This is a genomic window from Halorubrum sp. AJ67 (genome assembly GCF_000513435.1).
Genome location: NZ_CBVY010000015.1, coordinates 62,125 through 63,705 on the forward strand (window position 1 = coordinate 62,125; position 1,581 = coordinate 63,705).

The following is a 1,581-nucleotide window of genomic DNA, read 5'->3' on the forward strand; positions in this document are numbered from 1 at the left end:
TGACGCCGACGACTCAGGTGGGGAACGCCGCTCCGCTCACCGCGGACGACCGCCGGGCGATCGCCGCCGACCCGTCCGACCGAGCCGAGATCAGCGGCGGGTTCAGCCGAAACGTGTACACCGGTGTCGCCGGGGATCCTGTTGACATCAGGTATACCGCCGAAGCCACTGGGGATGACGAAGCCTACCTGCTCGTCGGCGGGAACCGACTCACCGACTCGGGGCAGTCTGTCGGCTACGTTGACGTCCTCAAATTGAACGAATTTGACGACACGATCAACACGCGAACCCTCGGGACCGACGCGACCGACCCTGCGAGCTGTAGCCAGACCGACTGTAGCATTGAGTTCCGTGACGAGAACGGGAAACTGATCGCCGGGAACCTCTCCGCTGCCCGAAATTCTTCGGAAATACCGGGCGCGACCGGTGCCGGCGGACTTCCGCGCCCGATAGCCCCGCAGCGATACCGGCTGGCGATCACCAACGGGACGTTCGTCGTCGAGAATTCGGGGCAAGTGACTCCGGTCGAGATGGCCGGGCGGGCGGAACTCGTCTTGGAGAAGCCGAGGTTCCACGACGAGGTTGAGGTGTTCACCACCGCCGACCGCGAAGACGTCCCGAACGCCGACCCCGACGCCGAGGAGTCGCTCGACGCGCTCCGGGAGAACGGACTCGACCGGACCGCCGTGACGAAGGGTGACCGGGTCGTGCTCGGGTTCGAGTCGAGTGGTATCTGGGGCGCGCTCTCGCACTTCGCCGGGTCGACCGAGGACGCACAGGCCGGAACGGAGCTCGACCATACCGTCCTGACTGACTTCCTCGGTGCCGAGGAGGGGGTCTCGCTCCGGGTCCGACAGACCAATCCCGGTCGGAACCGCGCGCCGTCGGAGATCGATCTCTCGGCGGCCGACCCGGACGACGTCTCACTGATATTGGCCGACGCGAGTGAGGGAACGGCTGGCGACGACGACCCGACGGCCGGGCGCTTCTACATCGTCTTGGACACGAGCGACGGGGGACCGTTCACGAGGGACCCCGAGCCCGGCGACGAGTTCGCCGTCGAGTTCGCGCTGGAGGGGACCGAGGGCGAGCGGTACGAGTTCGGTGGCGACGGTGAGGGGCCGCCTCCCGCGTTCGACGCGACCCCCTCGTCGTCCGGACAGTTCCCCTACTGGGAGGCGGCGGACGGCGGCGTCAGCGCTGAGGCGTCGTTCTCCGTCCGGGAACGGTACATCCGGTACGACCACGTCACCGACGACGGCGAGCTCCTCGTTGAGGCGGACGGCGGGACGGTCACGGGGACGAACTCGATCCTTCCGGTCGAGGAGATGGCCGCGAACTTCGTGAACGACGCCGGCGAGCCGATCCGGACGGAGGCGACGATGGAGGTCTCGGACGGGAACTTCACAATTGACGCCGGTTTCGACGGCGTCTCGCCCGGAACTCGCCTGAACTACGAGCTGTACCAAGGGACGTCGCTCAAGGACAGCCGGACCGTCGTCGTCGTCTCCAACACGTCTGACCCGGACCGGCTCGAAATCGAGAACGCCACCGCGAACGCCACTGTCATCGAAGACGGGA

At 66.9% G+C, this 1,581-nt stretch carries 1 pseudogene (only partly in view); it reads left to right on the forward strand.

Annotated elements, in window-relative coordinates:
• Positions 1–1,581, forward strand: a pseudogene (locus tag BN903_RS17545) (BGTF surface domain-containing protein); its annotated part reaches 64 nt to the left of the window's first position; the annotation flags it as partial.